Here is a 24,739-nt window from a genome sequence, read left to right as displayed (position 1 = left end):
ACTGCCCGAATGCGACCGGATTGGCCAGCTCAGCCGACGGAAACGTTCGGCGATTCAAGGGGTATGACGGCTAGAATGGTCGATTATGATTTCCGAGCAGGCAGATATTCTCGACCTTTTGTCAGGGCATACCGATGATGCGACCATCGAACGGCTGGCCTTCGAATGCCTGTTGACGAATATGACGGACGATCGCGTGGTTTCGCTGATGAACGTCCTCGGATGGCAGGGCGATTTCGATTGCTTTGCGATTGGCGGGGTTCCGGCCGCCAGCATCGCCTCCGCTTCTCTTGACATCCGCAAGGCGGTTCGCGATTTGGGCGGCGAGCATGTGGTCATCGGCACCTACGGGCATTTTCTGCTGGCGCTGATCCGCCAAATGAACGCTGTCACGCCGGAGGTGACCTGCACTTCGGTCATGCCGGCTTTCAGCGAGGACGAACCGCTGTATCTGAGCCCCGTCCGTTCGGGTGTGGGTGGGGCATCGCATGCGATTCGCGAGACGATGTTCTCGCTGCAGGCCGCTCCCGCGCTGCCCGAGCCCTCACGTCCGCTGCGCGACGACGAGCTACTGCCGGAACGCGCGCTGCTGGGCGATGACTACGCGCGCGAGGAACTGTACTGGAACGTGTACCAGGTGCTGCGCGGCGACAATCCCGATGATCCCACCTATCTGACGGTGTCCACGTTCCTGAGGCACGGCAGTTCGTTGGAGAACACGGCGAAGGAGCTGAACGTACATCCGAACACCGTGCGGTACCGTCTGAAGCGCGCCGCCGAAACGACCGGCTGGGATGCCACCGATCCGCGCGACGCGTATGTGCTGACCACGGCTCTGGCGATCGGACGTATGCGCGACCATTAATCGCGACGGACGCGACGGATATGACGCAAGCAAAGGACCCGCACCTGCGTTGGCAGATGCGGGTCCTTTGCTTGCGTCACGCGTCAGTTCGCGTTATGACGTCGTTCTCAGGCGATGACCGACGGATCGACCGGGACGCCCGGATTCATCGTGGAGGTGATGGTCGCCTTGGTGACGTAGCGACCCTTCACGGTGGCCGGCTTCAGACGCTTGACTTCGTCGGCGACGGCCTTGAAGTTCTCGTCCAGAGCCTGCTCGGTGAAGGACATCTTGCCGATGAGGAAGCTCAGGTTGCCGTTCTTGTCGACACGGAAGTCAACCTTGCCACCCTTGATGTCCTTGATGGCCTTGGTGACGTCCATGGTCACGGTGCCGGTCTTCGGGTTCGGCATGAGGCCACGCGGACCGAGCACGCGGCCGAGGCGGCCGACCTTGCCCATCATGTCCGGGGTGGCGACGACGGAATCGAAGTCGAGGAAGCCGTCGGCGACCTTCTTCACGAGGTCGTCGTCACCGACGATGTCGGCGCCGGCCTCGAGGGCTTCGGTGGCCTTCGGGCCACGAGCGAAGACGAGAACCTTGGCGGTCTTACCGGTGCCGTTCGGCAGGTTCACGGAACCGCGGACCAGCTGGTCGGCCTTGCGCGGATCCACGTTCAGGCGCAGCACGGCCTCAACGGTCTGATCGAACTTGTACTCCGGCATGCTCTTGAGGAGAGCGATGGCTTCGTTGGCGGTGTAAAGGTTGTTGAAATCGACCTTCTCAGCCGCTTCGCGATACTTCTTGGAACGCTGTACCATTTGTCCTTCTCCTCTCAGTCGGTAACCGTGATACCCATCGAACGGGCGGTGCCCGCGATGATCTTCATGCCGGCTTCGACGTCGCGTGCGGACAGATCGGCCATCTTGATTTCGGCGATCTCACGGACCTGAGCCTTGGTGACGGAGCCGACCTTGTGAGTCAGCGGGTTCTCGGTACCCTTCTGGATGCCCGCAGCCTTCTTCAGCAGAGCTGCTGCCGGCGGGGTCTTCAGGATGAAGGTGAAGGAACGATCTTCGTAGACGGTGATCTCAACAGGGATGACCTGGCCCATCTTGTCCTGCGTGGCAGCGTTGTACTGCTTGCAGAAGTCCATGATGTTCACGCCATGGGAACCCAGAGCCGGGCCCAGCGGCGGAGCCGGGTTGGCCTTGCCGGCCTGAATCTGGAGCTTGAGAAGCGCCGAGACTTTCTTCTTAGGAGCCATTGTATGGTTCTTCTTTCTGTGAAGCGGTGGTTAGCGGCACCGGAGTAGGTCTCCCGCGTCCGGTTCCTTCCGCAACGTATATTGCTGTGCTGTGCTAGCGGATTTCATGCGATTCGGGCAGAAAACCCTCCAGACACAACTTTTCCATTATGCACGTCCATAGCGACATCGCATACAAGAAAACCCCGCCGAAGCGGGGTTCGAAAAAGAGTTCGTATAAACCAGCAGCGCGACCAGGCGAAGCCGTACGAAAGCACGGCAAGCCTGAAGCTGGCGCTCAATCCTCAAACGGTCTGAAATTTCATGATGCGCGCGGTAGCAAGGCGCACCGAAGGAAGCGGTACAAAGGTACCGCGACTGAGGAGCAACGCAGCTAACGCGCCACCATGGAATTTCAGGAAAGCTTTTCGACTTGGTTGAAGCCAAGCTCCACTGGCGTGTCGCGGCCGAAAATGGACACGAGCACGGTGAGCTTCTGCGTGGCCGGATCGACTTCGGAGACGACGGCGGCCATGGTGGTGAACGGTCCGTCGGTGACGGTGACCTGATCGCCGGGAGCGTAGGAGACTTCGAGGGTGCGCTTCTTGGCTGCGGCCGGCTTGTCGCCAGCGGCCTTGAGCGCTTCGGAAGCGATCATCGGAGCCATCATGGAGACGACTTCCTTGCGGGACAGCGGTGCCGGATCCTTGGTCGGACCGACGAAGCCGGTAACGCCTTCGGTTTCGCGCACGATGCGACGAGCGTTCTCGTCCGGAATCATGCGAATCAGCACATAGCCGGGCACACGCACGCGGGTGATGACCTTCTTGCCCTTTTCGGTGTGCTTTTCGACTTCTTCCATCGGCACTTCGACCTGGAAGATCTTGTCTTCCATACCGAAGCTGGCCACGCGGGATTCGACGTTGGTCTTCACGCGCTTCTCATAACCGGAATAGGTGTGCAGCACGTACCATTTGCCTTCGAGGTCGCGCAGGCTCTTGGAGAATTCCTCGACTGCCTTGGCGCCGGCATCCTGCTCGGGTTCCTCGGCATCCTCAGTGGTTTCCGTGTTCTGCTCGGCCGGAGCGTCCTGCTCGGGCTGTGCGGCTTCGCCTTCGGCGGTCTGCTCGGCTTCGCCTTCCGCCGGGAGCGCCGCCACTGCAGCAGCCTCACGCTCGGCTTCGGAGGCCTCGTCGAGGTTGTCGGAAAACACTTCGTCAGTCATGCACTTTCACCTTCACGTTGGTTATCAGCCGAAGATCCACAGGGTCAACTTGCCCAGACCGAAGTCCATGCCGGTGACCAGTGCCATGAGCAGCAGCACGAAGATGAACACGGCGAGGGCCCAGAAGAACAGTTCCTTGCTGGTCGGGGTCACTACCTTGCGGAGTTCGTCGATGATTTGTTTGATGAACAAGCCAATGCGCATGAAGATGTTCGGCTTAACGGCCTTTTCGCTGCTCTTTGCCTTCGCCATGATGATCCTCCGCTGAGCTTGTTGTAAAAAGCTTGGCAGGGAAGGCGGGACTCGAACCCACAACCTACGGTTTTGGAGACCGTTGCGCTACCAATTGCGCCACTTCCCTAGGTGAACTCTGCAGCCTTCTCTTGGCGGCGAGAATTCACACAACCACGCAAGAGATAAGCGGCAAAACCGCCAAGTCGAAATAATAGCGGGTTTTTGCGACTTCGTCCAACCGGTTTCACACAAACTGCCGCAAAACCGCTATTTTCCAACGAAAAAAAGATTCGCACACCGGCATGTCACCAGAGCGCGAATCATCGGAATTCAATGGACGAAGAAAAAGACCGGACGGATGCCTATGAAATCAGCCTTCGACCCAGTTCTTCATGCGGCGCATGCCTTCGACCAGGTCGTCGTCGGCAAGCGCGTAGGAGAAGCGCAGGTAGCCGGGCGCGCCGAACGCCTCGCCCGGAACGGCGGCGACGTGGCCTTCGTCCAGCAGCACGGCGGCCAGTTCGGAGGTGTTGGCGAACGTGGTCTTGTTGGCGCCGAGCGGCTTGCCCAGCAGCGCGGTCACGTCGGCGAATGCGTAGAACGCGCCGGTCGGGGTGGGGCAGTTCACGCCTTCGATGTCGTTCAGCGCGGCGACGATCGTCTGGCGGCGCTTGTCGAAGGCGGCGCGCATCTCGTAGACGGCGTCCAGGGATCCGGACACGGCTTCGATGGCGGCGCGCTGGGAGATGTTGTTTACATTGGAGGTCATGTGGCCCTGCAGCTTGGACGCGGCCTTGGCCACGTCGGCCGGGGCGATCATCCAGCCGACGCGCCAGCCCGGCATGGCGTAGGTTTTGGCCACGCCGTTGAGCACGAGCAGCTGGGAGCGCACTTCGGGCACCGCGGCGCCGATGTACGTGGTTTTGGCGCCGTCATAGTTCAAGTGTTCGTAGATTTCGTCGGAAATGACCCACACGTGGTGTTCGATGGCCCACTCGGCGATGGCCTTGACGGTTTCCGGCTTCCACACCGCGCCCGTCGGGTTGTTCGGCGTGTTCACGATGATGGCCTTCGTGTGTTCGGTGCGCGCGGCCTCGATGTCCTCGATGCTCGGCTCGAAGTTGCGGTCGGCGCCGGCGAACACGGTCACGGGCACGCCGCCGGCGAGCTTCACGGCTTCCGGATAGCTGGTCCAGTACGGGGTGGGGATGATGACCTCGTCGCCCTCGTTGAGCAGAATCTGGAACGATTCGTAGACGGCCTGCTTGCCGCCGTTGGTCACGATGACCTGGCTTGGATCGACTTCGTAGCCCGAGTCGCGCAGCGTCTTGTCCGCGATGGCCTTGCGCAGTTCGGGAAGGCCGGCCGTGGGCGTGTAACGATAGTTCTTGGGATCCTGCACGGCGGCCGCGGCGGCCGCGACAATCGGCGCCGGGGTCGGGAAGTTCGGTTCGCCCGCGCCGAAGCCGATGACGTCGATTCCGGCGGCCTTCATCGCCTTCGCCTTGGAATCGACCGCCAGGGTGGCGCTCGGGGCCACGTGATTGATACGGTCGGATAGAGTCTGCCAGTCAGCCATAGTCATGGTTGCCATGCTAGACCCGGCACGCGAAAAACAACAGCCCCACGACACACGTCCGCTCCGTTCCGGCATCAACACATGTCGGCTCCGCGTCGGGCACGCGCCGAACGTCGGACGGACGCGTTCAGACCAGTACGAGATTGTCCCGATGTACCAATGGATGCGCGTATTCCTCGCCGAGGAAACGCTTGAGCTGCGTGGTGTTGCGGCCGAGCATCTGCGGGATCTCCTCGGAATCGAAGCCGACCAACCCCTTCGCCAGATGGTTGCCCTGCTCGTCGTCGACCCATACCGCGTCTCCCGCGGCGAAATCGCCCTTCACTTCCACCACGCCGGCCGCGAGCAGGCTCGCCGCTCCCCCGCGCACCGCCTTGGCAGCGCCGGAATCGGCCACCAGCGTGCCCTGCGGATGGGATGCGAAGCCAATCCACAGACGCCGTGACGAACCTCGGTCGTTGATCGGAGCGAAAGCCGTGCCGACCGGATCGCCCATCATCGCGGGACCCGCGTTCGAAGCGCAGGTCAGGACCGCCGGAATGCCGGACACCGCAGCGACGCGCGCCGCCTCCATTTTGGTGACCATGCCGCCGGTGCCGACGTTCGATCCGGTGCCACCGACCTGCACCTTGGCCAACGCGTCCTCGACGTTCGGCACGTAGGAGATGCGCTTCGACCCCGGCTCGCTCGGCGGCGCGGTGTACAGCGCGTCCACATCGGTGAGCAGCACGAGCGCGTCGGCGACGACGATATTGGCGATCAGCGCGGACAGGCGGTCGTTGTCGCCGAAGCGGATCTCGTTGGAGGCCAGGGAGTCGTTCTCGTTGATAATCGGCACCGCGCCCAGGTCGAGCAGACGGTCGAGCGTGCGGCGCACGTTGCGGTACTGCTGCGGTGCGATGGTGTCGGATACGGTGATGAGGATCTGTCCGACGCGCAGCCCATAGCGGGCGAACGCCGTCTCGTACTGCGCCATAAGCAGTCCCTGGCCGACGGCCGCGCACGCCTGCTGGTCGGCCACGTCGGTCGGGCGTCTGTCGAAGCCGAGCGTGCCGAAGCCGGCTGCGATAGCACCGGAGGAGACCAGCACCACGCGTCCTCCCATCAATCGCACGCGGGCGATGGCCGCGACCAGCGCGTTCAGACGTTGCGGATCCAAGTGTCCGCTCGGCTCGGTCAGCGAGCTTGAGCCCACTTTCACCACGATGGTCTGTGCTTCGGCTATAGCCCTGCGCACCTGCGCTTGCGATGGCGTGTTCATAGTTCCTCCCGGTACCGTTACCGGCCATTGGAAAAGCCCGCCGACATGCCATCGGCACATCGGCGGGCTTCTTTGGATGTTCCTATTGTTCCACATCCTCGTCGTCGACGGACTCGCCACGTCCAAAAAGACTGGTCTCGTCGTGACGGTCGTCATCCACGGACGGATCGGCCCAGTGTCCGGCCTTGCGTTCGGCCATCATGGCCTCGCGCACGGCCTGGCGAGCGTCCATCATCTCGTGGTACTGGCGACGGCGTTCCGTGTTGGTGCGGCGCTGCGCGCGGCCGTCCGATTCCTGCAGACGCAGGTCGACGCCGCGTGCACCCAACTGGGTGCCGTCAAGCATCTCCGCGCCGGCCGCGATGGTCGGATCCCAATCGAATTCCACGGCGCGATCGCCACGACCGATGCGCACTTCGTCGCCCGGCTTGGCGCCCTTGTTGCGCAGTTCGTCCTCGACGCCCAGCTTGGCCAGACGATCGGCCAAATATCCGACCGCCTCGTCGTTGTCGAAGTTGGTCTGCATGACCCAACGTTCCGGCTTGGTGCCGAGCACCTCGTACCAGACCTCGCCGTTGCCGTTCTCCTTGCGTTCCACGGTGAAGTCGAGCGCGTTGCCGCCCTCATCGTTGCGACGGCGGCGGTTGCGCGGCTCCTCGAGCGGCTTGATGACCACGCGGGCCTCTTCCTCAGCCTGCTCGCGCTTGGCGACTTCCGCGCGCATGTTGGTCACGAGATCGGCCAACGCCCAGTTGAGCTCCTTCAGGCCCTCATGGGAGACGGTGGAGATGATGTACACCTTGAGGCCGAGCTTTTCGAATTCGGGCTTGACGAATTCGGCGAGCTCCTGGGCTTCCGGCACATCCACTTTGTTGAGGATGATGATGCGCGGACGTTCCGGAATGGGGATCGCGCCAAGCGGCAGCTCCAGCTTGTCGGCGTATTCGGCCAGCTCGCGCTCGAGCGCCTGGTAGTCGCTCATCGGATCGCGGCCGGGTTCGAGGGTGGCGCAATCGATGACGTGGGCGATGATCTCCGTACGCTCGATGTGGCGCAGGAACTCCAGTCCAAGTCCCTTGCCTTGGGACGCACCCGGAATCAAACCAGGCACGTCGGCGATGGTGTAGCGCATGTCGCCGGCCACCACGACGCCGAGATTCGGCACGAGCGTGGTGAACGGATAGTCGGCGATCTTCGGTTTGGCGGAGCTCATCGCCGCGATCAGCGACGATTTGCCCGCGGACGGGAAGCCGACCAACGCCACGTCGGCGATGGACTTGAGCTCGAGGATGACGTCACGTTCCTCGCCCGGCTCGCCCAGCAGGGCGAATCCCGGCGCACGACGGGTGCGATTGGCCAGCGCCGCGTTACCGAGGCCGCCGTTGCCGCCCGCGGCCACGACGAACCGGTCTCCGGCATGACGCAGATCAGCAAGCTGCTTGCCCGGATGCTTCGGCTTGCCCTGCGGGCCCTTGGCCTCGAACACGACCGTGCCCACCGGAACGGGCAGAATCAGGTCAGCGCCCTTCGAACCGTCCTTCGTATCGCCCAGGCCCATGGTGCCGCTTTCCGCCTCGCGGTGGGGCATGAAGCGGTAGTCGAGCAGGCTGTTGGCGTTCGAATCGGCCATGAAGATCACGGAACCGCCGTCGCCGCCATTGCCGCCGTTCGGACCGGCCAACGGCTTGTACTTCTCCCTACGGATGCCGGCGGAGCCGTTGCCGCCGTCGCCGCCCTTCACATGGACGGTCACTCGATCCACAAAATCACTCATGTATCTACCTTACATAGCAGAAAGACCGCGTCCATAACGGGCGCGGTCTTTCATCAAAAAGCGTTATTTGCGCGTGTCTCAGGCGGCAATCACGTCGACGACCTTGCGGTCACGACGCACGCCGAACTTCACGCTGCCGTCCTTGAGGGCGAACAGGGTGTGGTCCTTGCCCATGCCGACGTTCTCGCCCGGGTGGAACTTGGTGCCACGCTGACGAACGATGATGTTGCCGGCCACGACGGCTTCGCCGCCGAACTTCTTCACACCGAGGTATTGCGCGTTTGAATCGCGACCGTTGCGCGAGCTGGACGCGCCCTTCTTATGTGCCATGTCTGTTCCTTTCGGTCCTTGACTCTAACCCTGCGAGAATCAGGCGATTGCCGTGATCTTGACGAGAGTCAGCTGCTGGCGATGGCCCTTGCGACGAGCAACGCCGGTCTTGTTCTTGTACTTCATGATGCTGATCTTCGGGCCCTTGGCCTCGTCGTTGACAACCTCAGCCTTGACGCTGATGTTGGCGAGATCCTTGGCGTTGACGGTGACCTTGTCACCATCCACAACGAGAGCGACCGGGAATTCCACGGTGTCGCCCTTCTTGGCATCGAGACGGTTGACGAGGATGACGTCACCAACCTCGACCTTTTCCTGATGGCCGCCGGCCTTCACAATAGCGTACATATCCGTTCCTTTATTAACTTGGAAAGCTTACTGCCCGGCACGTTCGAGCCTCGCGGCCAGACACCAGCAATCTAATTTACACATACCCGCGTACAACCGCAAGTCTGCTCCCGGCGTGTCAGGTTGACATACCGGGATTTTCCTTTATTGTTCTTGTTCCTCCCCGCCCAGGTCCGCATTGTTGGCGGCCACGGCTGCCGCCGCGATCTGCGCGAGTTTGGCCTTCACGTCCGGTGAGGAGCCCTTCGGCACCTGCACGTCCGTGCCATGGCCATGCTTGTTGGTCTTGACGAACGGGTCGCCGCCCTTCAAGGCGTACGGATCATCGTAATCCGCGGACACCGTCGGCTCGTCATGGAGGATGAAGCCGCGTCCCTTGCAGGTCGGGCACTCCTCGGAGAACGCCTCCACCAGACCCTGGCCGATGCGCTTGCGCGTCATCTGCACCAGACCCAGAGAGGTGACCTCGGCCACCTGATGCTTGGTGCGGTCGCGCGCCAGGCACTCCACCAGACGGCGGAGCACCAAATCCCTGTTGGCAGGCATGACCATGTCGACGAAATCGATCATCACCATGCCGCCGATGTCGCGCAGCCTCAGCTGGCGCGCGATCTCTTCGGCCGCTTCGAGGTTGCAACGGGTCACCGTCTCCTCAAGGCTCTTGCCGCGGCCGATGAAACGGCCCGTGTTCACGTCGATGGTGGTCATGGCCTCGGTGCGGTCGATCACGATGGAGCCACCGGACGGCAGGTAGACCTGACGTTCCATGCCCTTCCTGAGCTGGGAGTCGATCTGCCACTTGTCGAACACGTCCTTGCCGTCATGCTCGGCCGGATCCCACTTCTCAAGCTTGTCCTTGAGATCGGGAGCCATGGTGTCGAGGTATTCCTCGATGCGCTCGTACACGCGATCGCCCTCGACGATCATCTTGGAGAAGTCGTCGTTGAAGATGTCGCGCACCACGCGGATGGCCACATCCGGCTCGCCCTGCAGTAGCTTCGGACGCTTGCCGTGCAGGAACTCGTCGCGCTTGGCGATGATGCGTTCCCACTGGCGCACCAGATTCTCGAGGTCCTTGGTGATGGCCTCCTCGGAAGCGCCCTCAGCAGCGGTGCGGATGATCACGCCCATGTCCTTCGGCGCGATCTTCGACACGATGCCCTTCAGACGGCTGCGCTCACGCTCGCTCAGCTTGCGGCTCACGCCCGTCATACCGCCAGACGGCACCAGCACAAGGAAACGACCCGCCAGCGTGACCTGCGAGGTCAGACGGGCGCCCTTGTGACCGATCGGATCCTTGGTGACCTGCACCAGCACCGGATCGCCCGACTTGAACGCGAGCTCGATGCGGCGCGGCTGGCCTTCCAGACGCGCGGAATCCCAGTTCACCTCGCCGGCGTACAGCACGCCGTTGCGGGCCTGGCCGATGTCCACGAACGCGGCCTCCATGCTCGGCAGCACGTTCTGCACGCGGCCGAGGTAGATGTTGCCGACGGTGGCCACCTCCTGGATGTCCGACACGTAATGCTCAACGAGGATGTTGTCCTCGATCACGGAGATCTGGGTGTGGCGCTCACGTTCGCGCACCACCATCAGACGCTCGACGTGTTCGCGACGGGCCAGGAAGTCCTGCTCCATGAGCTGGTTCTGACGGCTGCGTTCACGACGGTTGTCGCGGCGGCGCTGCTTCTTGGCTTCCAGACGGGTGGATCCTTCGACGTCGGTGATTTCGTCGATGTACTGCTGCTTGCGGGAGCGACGGGACATCGTCTCGTCCGATTCCTCGGCCTTCGACCCTCCACGGCGGCGGCGACGGCGACGGGTCACCGTGCCCTCTTCCTCATCGTCATCCTCATGACGGCGACGGGATTCGCGTTCGGAGGTCTGCTGCTCGTCGGCTTCCTCATGGTTGCCGCGTCCGCGACGGCGGCGACGAGTACGCGTCGGCTGCTCGTCATCATCATCGTTTCCATTGCGGGACTCGTCATCGATCGGCGCATACGTGATGCCATCGAGGACCAGGTCCTCCTCGATCTGCTCCACCTCGGCCGCGGCGCGACGCTCCTGCGCGTTCAGACGACGGGAACGACGCGAATGGCGGGAACCTTCCTCCTCACCGTCGGCATCGTCATCGCGACGGCTACGCTCGCTGCGATCGTCGCGCAGGGAATCCTCACGATCCGTCACGTCCGTATCGCGGCTGCGACGACGGCGACGGCGCGACGGACGATTGCCATCGCGGGTTTCGTCGGCATCGTCCATATCGCGGGAACGGACGTCGGAATCGACGTCATCGGACGAATCACGAGAAGACGGAGCGGCCGGCAGAATCGGCTCCTGGAACAGTAGCGACGTCATCGGACGCGGGTTATGACGGGTCTCATGGCCTTCCGGCAGCGCGTTGACGGCGTCGAGCGCGCGATCCTCGGTCGATTCCTCGTCACGGTTGGAGCGCACATCACGGTCGTTGCGATCGTCATGCGACGCATCGCTGATACGACGACGTCCACGGCGCACCGGACGATCGTCCTCATCCTGCGCATCCACGGAGGAACGACGACGGCGACGCACGGGACGATCGTCCTGCCTCTCGTCGTCGGCATCGTCCTGCGTCACGCGACGGCGACGGCGCACCGGACGAGACGGTTCGGCGTTATCAGCGTCATCGGCGTCCGAATCGGTCTGACCCGGACGGACAGGCTCCAGCTTCGGTTCCTCGAACAACGGCGCCTTGGCATGCTCCTCGACCTTCAGCTCCAGGGACGCGCCCGCCGCGCCCACGCCACGCACCACGCGGCGACCGCCACGACGGCGGCGCGGAGCCGGGTCGGACGAGACCGAACCGGCGGAATTTCCGGCATTATCGGCATTATTGGTGGAATTATCGGATGACACAGCAGCCTCGACCTTATCGAGGCCCTCATTGGTAGTAGGCACAACGCTCCTCGGCAACGCGCTGCAATCGCATCGCCTTCACTCAAGCCCCAACGGTTCTCACACCACGCTCTCACCGTGGCCGCGCGTCATGGCGCCCGTAGGAAGCAACTTCCGTCAAAAGTCTTCATCATGCGACGGCGGACACCTGCGCCCGCGACTCAAGAAACATTCACGCGAGGGGATCAACGCCATCGGATGCGTCGGCGGCTTGCAGAACCACCATCTATAAGTATGACACAAAAACGAACGGAGCGTGACAGGTTGGGGAATTTCCCCTTCCGCACGCTCCGTTTTCCGGTCATTCGCGTTGACACGCCGAAAATATACGGTTCAGCGCAGCCAGTCCTCCAGCAGGTCGGCCATGAGTAGCAGATCGCTTTCCGGCAGCTGCTCGTCATGCTTATGGGCCAGCAGCGGGCTTCCTGCGCCAAGATTCACCGCGGGGATACCCAATATGGCGAAACGCGCCACATCCGTCCAACCGAGCTTGGCGAGCGGATCGCGGCCGGTACGCTCCTTGACCAGCGACACCAGCGACTGGGCGAGCGGCGAATTGAGCCCCGGACGCGCACTCGGCGACTCATCCTTCATCTCAATGCCGAAACCTTCGAACACACCGCCTGTGGCACGATGCTCGCCATTACCGAGCTCCGCCCCCGCATTCGCGCCGATCATCAGCGCCTTCGCCTCGGCCAGCGATTTGTCAGGCGCGAAGCGGTAATTGACATGCACACGGCACTCGTCGGGAATCACATTGGTGCCTTTGCCGCCCGAAATCATCGTGGCGTTCAGCCCCTCCTGATAGGTGAGGCCATCCACTTCGATAGCGCGGTTCTCATAAACATTCAGACGGTTCAGAATCTCGGCGGCGGCGTGAATCGCGTTGCTGCCCATCCAAGCGCGGGCCGAATGCGCGGCGACGCCATGCGTGATCACATCGAAGCGCATCGTGCCGTTGCAACCGCCTTCGATGCCGCAGTCGGTCGGCTCGCCGATGATCGCGAAATCGCCGGTGATCCAATCCGGATGCGCCTCAACCACCTTGCGCAGTCCGTTCTTCTCGGCGGCGACCTCCTCGTGGTCGTAGAACACGTATGTGAGGTCGTACTTCGCGTCGGTCAACGTGGCCGCCAGGTACAGCATCACCGCATCGGAACCCTTCATATCGGTGGCGCCGCGACCCCAGATCACACGCTCGCGCTCATGGCCGGCGGCCACGTCCTCGCGAATCAGCGGATCGCCGGGTTCCAGCCATTTCGGCGGGAAATTGTCGATCACCGGCACCGTGTCGAGATGCCCGGCGAGGATCACCCGCTGGGCGCGACCGAAATCGGTGGACGCAACCAAAGTGTCACCATGCCTGCGCACCGTCAGATGCGGCTGCTTCCGCAGAAAAGCCTCGACGGCGTCCGTCAGCGGGCCTTCGTCGTCGCTGACGGAATAGGAGCCCATGATCTGGTCCATCAGCTCGTTCAACTGCTCCTGCCTGCTGGCGGAAGCGGAAAATCCAATCGTAAGTTCGCTCATGCCGTCCATTATCCGGCAAGGCCGTGCCGTCAGCCGCGTAGCGGGCGTGCTTTTGAGACGAATCACACCGCTTCCGCGCGCATGGTGCCACACTAGGTAGCGGCCGGAAGGCGACGGCCGCTACGAAAAGGAGAGTGCAATGCCGGGTCTGTTAAGCGCGATGGAAGGTTTCTGCGTCATCGGCATCGTCATCGCCACGGGCTATGTGGCCGCGCGCATGCGCATCGGCGGACCGACCGCGCAGATGGTGCTCAACAGGTTCAGCTTCTTCATCTCCAGCCCGTGCCTGATGTTCGCCATCCTCTCCAAAGAGAAGATCTTCGAAATCTTCCACTCCTCCATCATCGTCGCGTTCTTCTCGGCGGTGCTCGTGGGCGTAGTCTTCCTGATCCTCAACAAGCTGTTCTTCCACCTGAAGGCGGCCGACGCCACCATCGGCGCGCTGAACTCGCTGTACTTGAACTCCAACAACATCGGCCTGCCTATCGCCACGTACATCTTGGGCAATCCAGCGTTGGTGGCGCCGATCCTGGTCATGCAGCAGGCGGTGTTCACGCCCATCGGCCTGACCGTGCTCGACGTGACCACCAAGGGCAAGGTGTCCGCCAAGGAAATCCTCAAGCAGCCGCTGCATCAACCGCTGCTCATCGGCTCGCTGCTGGGCATCGCCGTCTCCGCCATCTCCGCGAAGGTCGGGCATTTCGTCGTGCCGAGCTTCATCTACGACCCGATCGACATGATTGGCGACTCCGCAGTGCCGATGATCCTGATGGCGTTCGGCATGTCGCTGCACGGCACGAAGCCGCTGCAGGACAAGGCGAACATCCCCGCGGTGTTCACCGTGGCCGCGCTGAAGAACATCGTGATGCCGATCATCGCGTTCCTGCTGAGCTACTTCGTGATGGGCTTCCGCGGCGCAACGCTGTACGCGTGCGTGGTGCTCGCCGCCCTGCCGACCGGGCAGAACGTGTACAACTACGCGGCGCGATACAACGTGGGCCTATCCTTCGCACGCGACGGCATTCTGTTCTCGACGTTGTCGTCGCCGATTTTCATCGCAATCATCGCGGTGCTGCTCGGCTGACCTCGCCAGTCCTCGCCGCGGTATCCACGACCGCCGCGGCGAGGCCATCAATCGTCCATACGGTAGCCGGCATAACCGAGCCCGTGCGCCGCATGATTCGCGGCACACCCTCCGAGCACCATCAGCGCATAACACAAGCCGATTCCCGCGGCCAACGTAAGCAACGAAGCCGGATTGAGCAACGACGTTGCCAGAATCGGAAACAGCAACAACACCGAGCACCCCAACGAAACGGTCATCACCGTGTTGAGCGGGGTGATCACTTCCATCATGCGTGCCTTGTCGAGCGTCGCCTCATCCGTGCCTTCCAACGCAAGCATGCGGTACTCGTCGGCCTGGTCGTAGACGTTGCCCGTCTGCATCACGCCGGAACTGACGGCGGCGAGCACCGCGGCAAAGGCGAGCGTCAAGAAACCACCCATCGCTATATCGCGCATGTACAGCATAGATGGGTCGAACGGGTCGTGGTTGCCTCCGATTCCGGTGGCAAGCAATCCGCACACCGACGTCATCCCCGCAATGAACACAGCGAGCGCCACACCGGACACGTTACGCCAAGCACGCTTGGGATTGTCGAGGATACGGCGCATGGCAATCATAGTGGCCGCGTCCTTCGGGTGTTTCGCACGCGATCTGGCGCGCATCGCCACCACCCAGGTACCGACGACGTTCACCATGGCGAAACCGAGGAAGAAGACGCCGAAGATGATGGCGTAGACCACCATCTGACCCAAGTGCGCGAATGCGGAGATGCTGTTGAGCAGCAGGTAGCCTACGGCCAACACGGCAAGGAAAATCAGTGCGCGCCATGCGGACGGCATGGGTTGTCCGGTACGTTGCATCACGCCAAGCGGGGTGATGGCCACGCGGCGTAGGGCGACCAGCGCGGAGACCAAGGCAAGCAGCGTGACTCCGACGGTCACGGTCGCCAGAGCAGGCAGTCCCACCCACAACTGTTCGAAGGTGAAATGCTGGTTTTGGAAGTTGAGCAGCATGATCGCCGGTATCAGCGCGAAGTAGCCGGCCATGCCGACCAGCGCGCCAAGCAGAGCCTGGCCACCCGCATCGAGCGCGGTGAGTTTCGTGACCTGCGCGGTGGTGGCGCCCGCAAGTCGCAGTGCGGCGAGACGTGCGTCCCTGCGGGAGGCCGCGAGACGGGCCGCCGAGCCGGCGAGCGCCACGAACGGCACGATGAGTAGCAGACTGGCGAATGCGGCGAGCAGCACATAGCCGTCGGAATAGGTGTTCATGACGGCTGTGGCCTGGTCGGCCGTCCAATGGCCGTCGCCGACCGTGGCGACGAGCTTGTCGGCGTGCGCCAGGGTTTTGGACCATGTTTCGTATGTACCGGGCGCGCACCTGTTGGAATTGATCATGCAACCGAACGTGTGGTCGGCGGAGGCCCGCCAGATGAAGCCATGCACGCCACCGAGCACGGTGAGGAAGATGGCGGTTGTGGAGGCGAAGGCCGTGATTGCCAGCACGGAAGTGTGGCTGGTTGAACCGCGTGTGCCGGGGCGGTGGAACAATCGCCATAATTGGAAGGTGTTCATCGCGCGCCTCCGTTGGTTGACGGCGTACGTGCGGGCTGTGCGGATTGTGTGGATGGCCCGGGTTGCGCTGGCTTCGGTAAATAGAGTCTGCCATCGCGCATGGTAACCGTGTGGTTGCAGAACGCGGCGACGTTCGGATCATGTGTGACGACGATGACGGCAGCACCGGTCGAACGCGCGGCCTGCATAAGGATACCCATGATCTCGTGGCCGGTCTGTTGGTCGAGCGCTCCTGTCGGTTCATCGGCGAAGATGACGGCAGGGCGTACGGCAAGTGCGCGGGCGATGGCGACGCGTTGCATCTGTCCGCCGCTCATTTCGCCGGGGCGCTGCTGGGCGAGCTGCCGCAATCCCAATCGTTCCAACCACAACATGGCGGCGTCGGTGGCCTGTCGGTAATCCGCGCCACCCAGCATCATGGGCAGGGCGATGTTTTCGACGGCTGGCAGTTCCGGCAGCAATTGGCCGGATTGGAAGACGAAGCCGAAAGCGTTGCGGCGCAGCTTGGTGCGGTCCGCATCGCTCATCCGTGCCAAATCAACGCCTTTAAACACCACAGTACCTGCGGTCGGGGCGATGATACCGGCAAGCGCGTGCAGTAAGGTCGATTTGCCGGAGCCTGACGGTCCCATGACGGCGATGCTCTCGCCGGCCTGAATGGCGAAGCTCACGTGGTCAAGCGCCAACGTGTGGACTGTATGGTTTTGCTGGGCCGAGTAATCCATGACCAAATCGGTCGCCTGAAGTATGTGTTCCATACTTCGTACGCTACGAGAATCGTCACGGCCCGGCCATCGGGCGGTGGGATGAAACCCATGCTGGGCCGGCCACGCGTATCATTCGGAAGGATTAGGGACAAGCCCGGATTCAGACGAGATGCCAGGATAGGCGATGCAGGTCGCTTGGCCCGTGTTCGGCTATGGCGGCGCGATGGGCCGCGGAACCGTAGCCTTTGTTGTGGTCCCATTCGTAGGGCGCGTATTGCGGACGCTCCCCCAGCTCGATCATGAGCCGGTCTCGCGTGACTTTGGCGATGACGGCGGCGGTGGCCACGGTGGCGCAGTACCGGTCGCCCTTCACTTTGGTGGCGACTTCCGCAGGCACCGGCACCTCCGGAGCGTCGAAGGTGTTCAGCGCCTTGGTGATGTAGTCGTTCGGCCCGTCGAGAATCGCGCCGACCTTCACCGGTTCGCCGCCAAGCAGCCCATCGCCGTCGATGCCGAGTTTCGTCTCCGCCTCAGCAAGCGCGCGCAACGCAGCCACGCCGAGCGCATGCGAAATGCCCCACTCGTCGATCTCCTTGTTGGTGGCAGCGCCGACGGCCCAGGACGCGCACCAGTTTTCGAGCTCGTCGAAAATGGCTTCGCGCTTATGCTCCGTCAGCATTTTGGAATCGGCCACGCCCTCCGGCACGGCAAGCGGCGATGCGCCGATGAGGTCGCGCGCGCGTATCGCGGCGGCGCCGACCATGACGGGACCCGCAAGCGAGCCACGTCCGACCTCATCGAAGCCGACGATCACGTCGAAGCCGCGCTCCGCGATCGCCCTTTCCATATCCAATGTGGGCGTCACCGAAACGGACATCAGTCGTCCGCTCCTTCCGGCACGTCCTTGAACACGTCGTGGTGTGCATCCAGCGTGCTGATATGATTTAGTGGCCAATACTTGACCAGGCCGACGCCGACCACGTCGGAAACCGGTACGAGACCATGTGAGGAATCGTCCTGATGGTACCGGGAATCGGCGGAATTGGAACGATTGTCACCCATGACGAACACGTGTCCGGCGGTCACCTTCACACTGAACGGGAAGGCGCTGGGATCCACGCCCGGGCGGATGTACGAGGATTCGTCGATGGCTGTGCCGTTGACGGTGACCGGCTTGCCCGGTCCCTCGCAGGCCACGGTGTCGCCAGGCAGTCCGATGAGCCGCTTGATGAGGAAGTCACCGCCGAGTTTGCCGCTGTTCTCCTGCTGCAACCAATGGTCGGGGTCTTTGAACACCACCACGTCGCCGCGCTGGAGCTTGAAGACTTTGGGGGTGAGCTTGCTGGTGATGACCCGGTCCCCCGGTTCGATGGTGTCCATCATGGAGCCGGACGGAATCACATAGAAACCGAACAGGAACAGACGCACCAGCAGCACGATGACGACAGGTATGCCACACCAGATCAGAGTGTCTCGCCAGCCGAAGCTTTCCTCGCTTTTGGCTTTCATTTTGGCATGCTTCATGGGGTTCCTTTGCCGTCCGATTTCACGCACTGGCCCCTATCATAGCGGCCAAGTATAGGAAACGGCCCTCCAGCGGAATGCCGAAGAGCCGATTTCACGCTTTATCCGCGATTCGAACTCACTTCTCGGAGTTGTCGCGACGCTCGACGATACGAGCGGCCTTACCGCGCAGGTTGCGCAGATAGTACAGCTTGGCGCGACGCACGCGACCCTTGCGGATCACCTTGATGGAGTCGATGGCCGGGGAGTGCAGCGGGAAGCGGCGCTCAACACCGGTGCCGAAGCTGATCTTGCGAACAACGAAGGTCTCACGGACTCCGCCACCCTGACGGGCGATCACCACGCCGGTGAAGGCCTGGATACGGGAGTTGTTGCCTTCCTTGATCTTCACGTTGACTTCAACGGTGTCGCCAGGACGGAAAGCCGGGATTTCCTCGGCCGCCTTCATGTGCTTGGCGTCAAATGCCTCAATAGCGTTAACCATTGTGTTTCCTCGAGTCGCCGCCGCATATCAGCGCACAGGTAAGGGCTTTGAACGGTTTTCTTGCGATTGCCGTCTCGGCCTGTTCGTCACCTCGCAGGTCTGCCTGCGAAGGGTTGCCGATCCGCCGGAAATACTGCGTTTGCCGCACAATCGGAGTTGCCTGCGATTGTTCCGGCTGGACCTAGAGAAAAGCGGGATTATGCGGCGTCCCGCCTTTCGGCACAGCAATAATCAAAAATACCCCATCCGCAAGACCTATTCGATTGCGCGCTGATCGAAATGTCCATTGTGGATAAGTCCGTTCCTATCCACCCACAATCGAAACCAGCATTCGAAAATACAAAAAGACAGCAAAGGTTTCGCATGCAATTGCTACAAGAGCTATACTGAAAGTAATGAATTTCTTACAAGTAAGGAGATAGCCATGACCTCGGTATTAGACATGGCCAAAGTGACTTCGAAAGGCCAGATCACCATTCCCGCCAGTATCCGCAAGGCAGTTGGCCTGCGCGAAGGCGACAAAGTGCTGTTCGTGCGTGAGGACAATGGCACCATCTCGCTTCGAAGCTCGAACCTAGAAGCGCTGCATGCCGCACAGGAAGCATTCGACGGAGCCGCGCAGGAAGCCGGGCTCAAGAATATGGACGATATGGTCGAACTGGTCAAAAGCGTACGAACCGAACGCACCGCACGGTAAGGGGAAAAGGCATCATGCGTGTAATGCTTGACACCAATGTGCTCCTCTCGGCGTTCATATTCCGTTCACCAACTCTGGAACGAACCATCGAGCTCGCCTCAACGGGCGACAACCAACTGCTGCTGTCCACATATGTGATCGATGAGGCCCGAGAGGTCGTAGCCCGCAAATGGCCAGATCGAGCCCACGCGCTGGAAGACCTGCTGCTGCACTTGAGTTTCGAAACCATCGTCACACCATTGACTATGGACAAGGAACGCTTCAAGATCCGAGACCCCATGGATTACCCCGTGCTTTATTCCGCCATCATTGGAGCAGCCGATCTGTTCATCACCGGCGACAAGGATTTCGATGGCATCCATGTCGATGGCATCGAAATCCTCACCCCATCAGAATACGTAAACATCTTCGGTAACAATATCTGAACGAGACGGACGGCCTCTACTCGAACGGTAATTTGTATCTGGCACAGTGCGTGAAGGAGAAGAAGCGTCTGCCCTTCACGTGAATTCCTACGATGACTTACTTGCACGCAAAAGACCCGCCTGCGATATGCAGACGGGTCTTTTGATGTTCAGCTACGCGTTACAGCGCTCTGATGAAATCAGAACTCGCGGTTCGCGCGGTAGAACTTGATCAGGGACTGGGTGGACGGATCCTGGGCGGCCAGGGCGTCATCATCCTTGGAGATGGCCGGGGTGATCTGCTTGGCGAGCTGCTTGCCGAGCTCGACGCCCCACTGATCGTAGGAATCCAGGCCCCACACGGTGCCCTCGACGAAGGTGATGTGCTCGTACAGGGCGATGAGCTCGCCGAGTGCGAACGGGGTCAGGGCCACGCCGAAGATGGAGGTGGTCGGACGGTTGCCGGTGAACACGCGGGCCGGAACGATCTCTTCCGGAGTGCCCTCAGCGCGCACTTCGTCGGCGGTCTTGCCGAAGGCCAGAGCCTTGGTCTGGGCGAAGTAGTTGCCCAGGAACAACTCGTGCACGTCCTGGTCGCCGTCCTTGGTCGGGTTCGGGGTGTTCACGAACGCGATGAAGTCGGCCGGGATGAGCTGGGTGCCCTGGTGGATCAGCTGGTAGAAGGCGTGCTGGCCGTTGGTGCCCGGCTCGCCCCAGAAGATCTCGCCGGTCTCGGAGGTGACCGGGGTGCCGTCCCAACGCACGGACTTGCCGTTGGACTCCATGGTCAGCTGCTGCAGGTAGGCCGGGAAGCGGTGCAGGTACTGGTCGTACGGCAGCACGGCGTGGGAGGCGACCTTGAAGAAGTTGCGGTACCACACGTTCAGCATGCCGAGCAGCACGACGACGTTCTTCTCGAACGGGGTGTTGGCGAAGTATTCGTCGATCTCGTGGAAGCCGTGCAGGAACTCCTCGAAGCGGGCCGGGCCGAAGACCACGGCGAGGGAGGTGCCGACGGCGGAGTCGACGGAGTAACGGCCGCCGACCCAGTTCCAGAAGCCGAAAGCGTTGTTCGGGTCGATGCCGAACTCGGCGACCTTCTCCAGGTTGGTGGAGACGGCGACGAAGTGCTTCTTGATGGCTTCGGCGTTCTTGGCGTCGGAACCGTCGATGGCGCCCTTGGCCTTGAGCTCTTCGAGCAGCCAGGTGCGGGCCTCACGGGCGTTGGTCAGGGTCTCCAGGGTGGTGAAGGTCTTGGAAACGATGATGAACAGGGTGGTCTCCGGATCGAGGCCCTTGGTCTTCTCGGCCAAGTCGTTCGGGTCGATGTTGGAGATGTAACGGGCGGAGATGCCGGCGTCCGCGTACGGCTTCAGAGCCTCGTACACCATGACGGGACCCAAGTCGGAACCACCGATGCCGATGTTGACCACGGTCTCGATCTTCTTGCCGGTCACGCCGGTCCACTCGCCGGAGCGGACCTTGTCGGCGAATGCGTAGATGCGGTCGAGCACCTCGCGCACGTCCTTGACGGTGTCCTGGCCGTCGACGATGTACTTGCCCTCGTCCTCAACCGGACGACGCAGCGCGGTGTGCAGCACGGCGCGGTCCTCGGTGTTGTTGATGTGCACGCCGGTGTACATGGCCTTGGTACGCTCGTCGAGCTTGACGGCCTTGGCCAGATCAGCGAACAGCTGCAGGGTCTCCGGCTTGATCAGGTTCTTGGACAGATCGAAGTGCAGGTCGCCAGCGTCGAAGCTCAGCTTCTCGACGCGCTCGGCGTCATCGGCGAACCACTGCTTGAGGCTGATGCCCTCGGACTGCAGCTCGTCGTAGTGCTTCTGCAGCGCGGCCCACTCCGGGGTCTTGGTGGCGTCAACGGGAGGATTGATGGCCATGTTGGTTAGGTCCTTTCATCATCACTATGAAGCGGGACGCGGCGGCGGAATCACATTCGATTTCCAACGTCGCGAACCGTTCTCTTCACCTCACAAGATACTCACAAAAGCCGACAGAACAACACAAAAACGTTTCCCGAGTTAACGCATTCATTCCAAAGCGCGATATACCGCGGTTCCGACTACTTTTCGACGACGACATACCCAAGAAAGGGCGATTACTGAAATCGTATGCAGCGTTCAGCGGGAAAGCTTCAGTACGCGTAATAACGGCTGCCGTATGCAACGATCGCATACGCAGACCACAGCCACGAACGCAACGGAAAACGCGATGCCGAGCGCAAACCAGACGATCAGCCAGCCGAAGCGCGCGGCCTGCCCGCCGACCAAGGCCGCGTTGGCGAGCGCCGGCGCCATCGCCCGTTCGCACAATGGCTTCCACAGCCCGCCGGCAAGCGACTGCACCACGTAGAAGCCGAGAATGCCGGAAGCGAGCGCCTGCACCGCGTTATGGAAGTGCGATGGAGCGGCCGCCGGCAGCGCGGTCGTCGCGTCACGCACGCCGTCGTCACGCACGTCGTCGCTCCGTCCGCGCGTGACGGCGATCATCAGCGAGCAGACGGCCAGCACGAAGGAAAAAGCGGACGTCGACTTGAACGAGAGGCGGTACATCAGCGGATAATCGCCCTTGGCCACGGCCCATGCGACGACCGCGGACAGCACTGCGAGCACCGCGGCGAGCGTCCACGCCCAGACGCCTGCGCGCATCCATAACGGCCTGCCGGATTTTTCACGACCGGCTTCGCGACCATAGCCGACGCCTTCACGGCCATCGCCGGCGACGACTCCACGCGCGCGTCGAATCGCATGACCGACCAATCCGGCCAGCATGAACGAAACCGCGTAGCTCAACGCGCCCATCCATTTGCGCCAGTCGAGCAGGGCGAACGAGCCGGTGGAGGTGAACGCCACGTAAGCGTTGAGCGCGTAGACCAGCATCATCGCAACGGCGGCCAACGCAACCAGCACGGTGGCGTTCCATCGCGCGATGCGGGCCAGCAGCCAGGCGGCGGCTGGGGCGAGCGCCACCACGAGCGTGTAGATCCAGATGAATTCGAGGCCGAGCAGGAACCATTCCTTCCATCCGGCGGAGGCGACGGGCGCCACGAAACGGTCGACCGCCAGCATGATCAGCGTGTAGAACGCCACCGTGGCCAGCACCTGCGCCACGCGGCGCACGGTGGCACCGGCCTGCCGTCGCCAATAGCCCGTCTCAAACGAATCGCGCATCATGCGGGGGATCAGAAAATAGCCGGAGATCATGAAGAAAATGTGGTTGCCCCACGCGCCCACGAATTTGATCATCATCACCAGCCAGACGGCCCACAATGTGCCCGTCACCGCGCTGATCGGCACATTCGGGACGGTCGGCCACGGCCCGTAGCCCAGCACGCTTTCGAAGGCGGGCAGGAACGTGTGGAAGATGGCGATGCCGACGATCGTCAGCAATCGCAGCATTTCGACGGCGAAGATACGGGGCGATTTCGAACGGATCCGCGCTGACGTCCGTTCTTTCCGCGGCATCCGTTCCTCAGGTTGGGTCATACGTTCTTCCATTGGCTTCATTGGCATACCGTTTTCAGGCTATCGCCGCGATAAGGAAATGCACGGCGGTCATCATGATCAGGCCGATGATCGCGGAAACGGACAGCGAGAAGCCGGCAAGCTTCGCGTTGCCGAGCACTTCGTCGGTGAACAGCGTGGAGAACACGGCGATCGGCGCGAGGCAGCACATCACCACCGCCTCGCGCACGTCGGCGCCAAACGGCAGCACAAGCCAGGCGCACAGCGCGAATATCAAGCCGAACGGCAATCGCAGGCCGATGATCTTCAGCAGCTTCATCACATCGTCGCGACCCGCAGGCAGATCCATGAGCATGCCGACCATCAGCATGGCGATGAACGAGTTGGCGTTGGCAAGCGGGGCGACGAACGTGGCCACTGCGCCGGGGATTTTCACGTCGGCGAGCATCAGCACGATCATGACCAGATAGGTGTCGAACGGAACCGATCCGAAGAAGCCTTTCGCCACGTTGCGCAGCAGCGCATGACGCATGAGACGGCGGGCGTCCTTGTCTTTCGGCTTCGTATACGGCAGCACCGGCGCATGCCCCTGATACTGCTCGTCCAGCGTCTTGCCTGGCTGGATGTGCAGTAGGGTCTGCGTCATGACGTTCGTACCGGCTGCCACCATCACGCAATTGCCGATGTCGAACATGGCCGCCGGAACGATGGCGGCGGTGCCGAGGAACGCCTGCACCACGGGAAAGCAGAAGCATCCGATGTTGAAGCCGGAACCGTTGAGCATGGTGAACGCGCGGTCCTGCACCGGCTTGTGCCGCGTGATGAGGAAGATGAGCACGGGAGGGATGAATGCCACCACAAAGCCGAAGACGGAGATCCACAACATGCTGGAATCGTGGGGATTCGTGGCGAACGAGTAGATGATCGCGCAGGGAAGGACCAGGTCGAACAGCGCTACCTGCAGAATCCGATAGTCGCGGTTTTTGAATTTGCCGGCACGTTTGAACAGATAACCGGTGAGGATGATGGCCAACAGCGCAATCGGCTGAATAAGCGTGGACATGTGCGCGAGATGGGACTTGAACCCACACGTCAAAGACACAGGAACCTAAATCCTGCGCGTCTACCAATTCCGCCACTCGCGCGCTATTCGTCATCGTGCACACCGCATGGCGGAGCCATAGCCCCGACCGGAACCACAATCCCAGCCGATATGCAAAACCCTAGATGCCTGACGCATCTAGGGCGATGGAGCCACTTGACAGAATCGAACTGTCGACCTGCTCATTACGAGTGAGCCGCTCTACCGACTGAGCTAAAGTGGCGTGCTGCCCGGCAAGCATATGCCGCCTGCGCACAAGACAACAAGCATAGCGGAAAAACCGGACGAGCACAAATCGAGCCACGTCAACCGCCGTGCGACGGCCGCATCAGCGCCTCAGGAAGTGTGCGAAAGAACTCAGTGCCGGAGCAGATGGCGCAGGGCCGTCTTGACGCGG

At 61.9% G+C, this 24,739-nt stretch carries 23 protein-coding genes and 3 tRNA genes; 4 read left to right on the top strand and 22 right to left on the bottom strand.

The window, feature by feature from the left end:
- Nucleotides 1-85 precede the first annotated feature (85 nt).
- Nucleotides 86-865, top strand: a complete 780-nt coding sequence (locus OU26_RS01215) for a helix-turn-helix domain-containing protein (RefSeq protein WP_026647083.1) — start codon at nt 86-88, stop codon at nt 863-865.
- 107 nt (nt 866-972) lie between these two features.
- Here OU26_RS01215 and rplA read toward each other — a convergent pair whose 3' ends face one another.
- The 12 genes from rplA to dapE form a co-directional block, all read right to left on the bottom strand.
- Nucleotides 973-1,665, bottom strand: a complete 693-nt coding sequence (gene rplA, locus OU26_RS01210) for a 50S ribosomal protein L1 (RefSeq protein ID WP_026647082.1) — start codon at nt 1,663-1,665, stop codon at nt 973-975.
- Nucleotides 1,666-1,679: 14 nt separating this feature from the next.
- Nucleotides 1,680-2,111 carry a 50S ribosomal protein L11 gene (gene rplK / locus OU26_RS01205; RefSeq protein ID WP_003807772.1) on the bottom strand — a complete coding sequence of 144 codons (432 nt, stop codon included), beginning with the start codon at nt 2,109-2,111 and terminating at the stop codon, nt 1,680-1,682.
- A 394-nt stretch (nt 2,112-2,505) separates the two neighbouring features.
- On the bottom strand, nt 2,506-3,315 hold the full coding sequence (gene nusG / locus OU26_RS01200; protein WP_026647081.1) for a transcription termination/antitermination protein NusG: 810 nt from the start codon (nt 3,313-3,315) through the stop codon (nt 2,506-2,508).
- Between the two features lie 24 nt (nt 3,316-3,339).
- Nucleotides 3,340-3,567 (bottom strand): preprotein translocase subunit SecE, encoded by a 228-nt coding sequence (secE, locus tag OU26_RS01195; protein ID WP_026647080.1) that lies wholly within the window; start codon nt 3,565-3,567, stop codon nt 3,340-3,342.
- A 33-nt stretch (nt 3,568-3,600) separates the two neighbouring features.
- Nucleotides 3,601-3,676, bottom strand: a tRNA-Trp gene (locus OU26_RS01190).
- A 243-nt stretch (nt 3,677-3,919) separates the two neighbouring features.
- Entirely contained in the window at nt 3,920-5,143 is a 1,224-nt protein-coding gene (locus tag OU26_RS01185; protein ID WP_033498801.1) for a pyridoxal phosphate-dependent aminotransferase, read from the bottom strand.
- A gap of 112 nt (nt 5,144-5,255) precedes the next feature.
- Entirely contained in the window at nt 5,256-6,389 is a 1,134-nt protein-coding gene (gene proB, locus OU26_RS01180; RefSeq protein ID WP_026647078.1) for a glutamate 5-kinase, read from the bottom strand.
- 82 nt (nt 6,390-6,471) lie between these two features.
- Nucleotides 6,472-8,163: a GTPase ObgE gene (gene obgE / locus OU26_RS01175; protein ID WP_026647077.1), complete on the bottom strand. Its 1,692-nt coding sequence runs from the start codon at nt 8,161-8,163 to the stop codon at nt 6,472-6,474.
- 78 nt (nt 8,164-8,241) lie between these two features.
- Nucleotides 8,242-8,493 (bottom strand): 50S ribosomal protein L27, encoded by a 252-nt coding sequence (gene rpmA, locus OU26_RS01170; RefSeq protein WP_003807757.1) that lies wholly within the window; start codon nt 8,491-8,493, stop codon nt 8,242-8,244.
- A gap of 39 nt (nt 8,494-8,532) precedes the next feature.
- Nucleotides 8,533-8,841 (bottom strand): 50S ribosomal protein L21, encoded by a 309-nt coding sequence (rplU, locus tag OU26_RS01165; RefSeq protein WP_003807738.1) that lies wholly within the window; start codon nt 8,839-8,841, stop codon nt 8,533-8,535.
- 144 nt (nt 8,842-8,985) lie between these two features.
- Nucleotides 8,986-11,778 (bottom strand): Rne/Rng family ribonuclease, encoded by a 2,793-nt coding sequence (locus OU26_RS01160; RefSeq protein ID WP_026647076.1) that lies wholly within the window; start codon nt 11,776-11,778, stop codon nt 8,986-8,988.
- Between the two features lie 330 nt (nt 11,779-12,108).
- Complete coding sequence (gene dapE / locus OU26_RS01155) at nt 12,109-13,305, bottom strand: succinyl-diaminopimelate desuccinylase (protein ID WP_033498822.1); 1,197 nt, start codon at nt 13,303-13,305, stop codon at nt 12,109-12,111.
- 139 nt (nt 13,306-13,444) lie between these two features.
- Between dapE and OU26_RS01150 the strand changes: the two genes are divergently transcribed.
- Nucleotides 13,445-14,389: an AEC family transporter gene (locus OU26_RS01150; RefSeq protein WP_026647074.1), complete on the top strand. Its 945-nt coding sequence runs from the start codon at nt 13,445-13,447 to the stop codon at nt 14,387-14,389.
- Nucleotides 14,390-14,436: 47 nt separating this feature from the next.
- Here OU26_RS01150 and OU26_RS01145 read toward each other — a convergent pair whose 3' ends face one another.
- The 5 genes from OU26_RS01145 to rplS all read right to left on the bottom strand — a co-directional run bounded on the left by OU26_RS01145 (nt 14,437) and on the right by rplS (nt 18,657).
- Nucleotides 14,437-15,942 (bottom strand): ABC transporter permease family protein, encoded by a 1,506-nt coding sequence (locus OU26_RS01145; RefSeq protein ID WP_026647073.1) that lies wholly within the window; start codon nt 15,940-15,942, stop codon nt 14,437-14,439.
- Nucleotides 15,939-16,700 carry an ABC transporter ATP-binding protein gene (locus OU26_RS01140; protein ID WP_051593002.1) on the bottom strand — a complete coding sequence of 254 codons (762 nt, stop codon included), beginning with the start codon at nt 16,698-16,700 and terminating at the stop codon, nt 15,939-15,941. The genes OU26_RS01145 and OU26_RS01140 overlap by 4 nt, the downstream gene beginning before the upstream one ends.
- Before the next feature lie 109 nt (nt 16,701-16,809).
- Nucleotides 16,810-17,526, bottom strand: coding sequence for a ribonuclease HII (locus OU26_RS01135; RefSeq protein WP_026647072.1), 717 nt, complete (start codon nt 17,524-17,526; stop codon nt 16,810-16,812).
- Complete coding sequence (gene lepB / locus OU26_RS01130) at nt 17,526-18,173, bottom strand: signal peptidase I (RefSeq protein WP_026647071.1); 648 nt, start codon at nt 18,171-18,173, stop codon at nt 17,526-17,528. Before lepB ends, OU26_RS01135 begins: the two co-directional genes overlap by 1 nt.
- A gap of 118 nt (nt 18,174-18,291) precedes the next feature.
- Nucleotides 18,292-18,657: a 50S ribosomal protein L19 gene (gene rplS / locus OU26_RS01125; RefSeq protein ID WP_026647070.1), complete on the bottom strand. Its 366-nt coding sequence runs from the start codon at nt 18,655-18,657 to the stop codon at nt 18,292-18,294.
- Nucleotides 18,658-19,081: 424 nt separating this feature from the next.
- Between rplS and OU26_RS01120 the strand changes: the two genes are divergently transcribed.
- Both OU26_RS01120 and OU26_RS01115 read left to right on the top strand, forming a co-directional pair.
- Nucleotides 19,082-19,354, top strand: coding sequence for an AbrB/MazE/SpoVT family DNA-binding domain-containing protein (locus OU26_RS01120; protein WP_033498799.1), 273 nt, complete (start codon nt 19,082-19,084; stop codon nt 19,352-19,354).
- A 23-nt stretch (nt 19,355-19,377) separates the two neighbouring features.
- Nucleotides 19,378-19,779 carry a putative toxin-antitoxin system toxin component, PIN family gene (locus tag OU26_RS01115; protein ID WP_051593022.1) on the top strand — a complete coding sequence of 134 codons (402 nt, stop codon included), beginning with the start codon at nt 19,378-19,380 and terminating at the stop codon, nt 19,777-19,779.
- A 179-nt stretch (nt 19,780-19,958) separates the two neighbouring features.
- On the opposite strand, the gene pgi is transcribed toward OU26_RS01115, so the two are convergent.
- The 5 genes from pgi to OU26_RS01090 all read right to left on the bottom strand — a co-directional run bounded on the left by pgi (nt 19,959) and on the right by OU26_RS01090 (nt 24,565).
- Nucleotides 19,959-21,656: a glucose-6-phosphate isomerase gene (gene pgi, locus OU26_RS01110; RefSeq protein ID WP_026647255.1), complete on the bottom strand. Its 1,698-nt coding sequence runs from the start codon at nt 21,654-21,656 to the stop codon at nt 19,959-19,961.
- A gap of 240 nt (nt 21,657-21,896) precedes the next feature.
- Nucleotides 21,897-23,261 carry an acyltransferase family protein gene (locus tag OU26_RS01105; protein WP_026647256.1) on the bottom strand — a complete coding sequence of 455 codons (1,365 nt, stop codon included), beginning with the start codon at nt 23,259-23,261 and terminating at the stop codon, nt 21,897-21,899.
- A gap of 34 nt (nt 23,262-23,295) precedes the next feature.
- A complete protein-coding gene (locus OU26_RS01100; protein WP_026647257.1) occupies nt 23,296-24,303 on the bottom strand; it encodes an AEC family transporter in 1,008 nt (335 codons plus the stop codon).
- Between the two features lies 1 nt (nt 24,304).
- A tRNA-Leu gene (locus tag OU26_RS01095) sits at nt 24,305-24,385 on the bottom strand.
- Nucleotides 24,386-24,489: 104 nt separating this feature from the next.
- A tRNA-Thr gene (locus OU26_RS01090) sits at nt 24,490-24,565 on the bottom strand.
- Nucleotides 24,566-24,739: the final 174 nt, after the last annotated feature.

It is taken from the genome of Bifidobacterium ruminantium DSM 6489 (genome assembly GCF_000770925.1).
In the GTDB taxonomy this organism is placed as follows: domain Bacteria; phylum Actinomycetota; class Actinomycetes; order Actinomycetales; family Bifidobacteriaceae; genus Bifidobacterium; species Bifidobacterium ruminantium.
Note: the sequence above shows the minus strand (reverse complement) of the source record. Positions and strands in the feature narration are given on the sequence as shown.